This window comes from Dietzia sp. CQ4 (assembly GCF_014145125.1).
Taxonomy (GTDB): domain Bacteria; phylum Actinomycetota; class Actinomycetes; order Mycobacteriales; family Mycobacteriaceae; genus Dietzia; species Dietzia natronolimnaea.
The window spans coordinates 1-1036 of record NZ_JAALDZ010000380.1 but is presented as its reverse complement, the minus strand read 5'-3'; the positions used below and the strand labels follow the sequence as shown (position 1 = coordinate 1036).

At 73.5% G+C, this 1036-nt stretch carries 2 protein-coding genes; both read right to left on the bottom strand.

Translation table 11 applies throughout. The features are described from left to right. Positions 1–488, bottom strand: a 488-nt coding sequence (locus tag G6031_RS17355) for a glycosyltransferase (protein WP_182653941.1), incomplete at its 3' end; no start/stop codon positions are given. A gap of 37 nt (positions 489–525) precedes the next feature. After that, positions 526–999, bottom strand: a complete 474-nt coding sequence (locus tag G6031_RS17350) for a DUF3592 domain-containing protein (protein WP_182653942.1) — start codon at positions 997–999, stop codon at positions 526–528. Positions 1000–1036: the final 37 nt, after the last annotated feature.

The window sequence follows — 1036 nt, the reverse complement described above, 5'->3', positions numbered from 1 at the left end:
TCCGCCATGGCGCCGATCCCGTAGGAGGTGGAGAACCCGGCGACGTCGGTCTGGTAGACCGCCACCGACGGGACGTCCAGTGCGCGTGCCGCGGCCGCACCGGCCGCGCCCAGGACGAACGGCGAGGCCAGGTGGACCACGTCGGGCGAGAAATGCCGGAGGGCGTTGTACACGCTCGGGCTGGGCGCACCCACGGGCAGCGAGGACACCACCGGGACCCTCACGGCGGTGACCCGGTGGACCGGATAACCCAGGTGGTGATCCGGTCCGGGCGCACCGGAGGTGCCGAGCAGAGGCGCCATGGCGCTCACCAGCGGGTGGGCCCGGACCGCATCGGTGGCCCCGCGGCGCAGGCCGACGTTGCCGGACGGCGCGACCACCAGGCAGTCGTGGCCGTGCCGACGTGCGTACTCGAGGACCCTCAGGACGGAATTGGTGACGCCGTTGACGCTGGGCAGGAACGATTCGGTGACGATGGCTACGCGCACACCGTCACTGTCTCCCGCCCGGACCACCGGACGGTGATCAGCGCGGGTCGGTGCGGGGAACTCGTGGTGTCAGCCGGTGAACCCCTGGTGACGCGACGGCATACGCGAGCGCGGCGAGCGGTATGACCACCGCGGGGACGGAGAGGGCGGGCAGCACGGCGACCGTCCAGCTCCGGCCCGAGACGCGCACGAGGTCGGGGTTGGCACGCCGGAACTCGACCTGGACCCGCTGCCCCTCGATCAGCCCGACCGGGTAGAACACCCCCGTCACCGGGCGGACGTGGTGGCCGCCGCCGGCGTCGAACTCCACCGCGGCGCGGCGATCGGTGACCTCGGTGACGGTGGCGGTGGCGCTGCCCATGTCCCGGTCGATGCGCTGGTCGTTGACGAAGCAGGCCAGCAGGATGAGCGCGGCCGTCAGCAGCGAGAAGGCGGCGGTGACGACGGCCGTGGCACGCACGATCCGCCGGGTCCGGACCGCACGGCGCGCCCGTCTGCCGGCGACCGTCATGCTCACCCGCCGGCCCCCGGACCGCCGCGTCCCGGAC